This is a genomic window from Aeromicrobium sp. PFPM2_SD2 (assembly GCF_057364525.1).
Map to the genome: position 1 here is coordinate 1 of NZ_JBNFNZ010000822.1, position 535 is coordinate 535.

The 535-nt window shown below is 76.3% G+C and carries 1 protein-coding gene; it reads left to right on the forward strand.

The annotated features are described in order from the left end of the window. A partial coding sequence (locus AC2W7G_RS18315) for a hypothetical protein (RefSeq protein ID WP_485869691.1) occupies positions 1 to 535 on the forward strand: 535 nt, incomplete at both ends.

Sequence of the window (535 nt, forward strand, 5' to 3'; positions counted from 1 at the left end):
GGGCCCGCGGCCAGGACGACGCCCGGCCGCCGCACGGCATGCGCGACGCCTGGGTGTTCATGGATCGGGTCGACGCGGGCGGCGACAACGGCGAGGCGTTCTGCCGCTGGGTCCGCGAGCGGCACCCCGAGGTGGACGCCTGGTTCGTCCTCGACCCGGCCAGTCCCGACTGGCCGCGGCTGGAGCGCGAGGGCTTCCGGCTGGTCGCTCACGGGTCCGACGAGCACGCCGCGCTCACCCGGCACGCCCGGTTCCTGCTCTCCTCGCACGCCCGCAGCGAGCACGTCCAGCCGTTCGGACCGGACGCGCCGGCACCGCGCTGGCGGTTCGTCTTCCTGCAGCACGGCGTCGCCACCGGCGACATGTCGCGCTGGCTCAACCAGCGCGACATCGCGCTGGTCCTGGCCACCGCCGGCCCCGAGCACGACGCCTTCGCCGGGGAGTCGACCTACCGGCTCACGCCGTCCGAGGTCGTGCACGTGCCGATGCCGCGGCTGCACGAGCTGAGCGCCGCGGCCCGGGAGGCGGGCGCGCC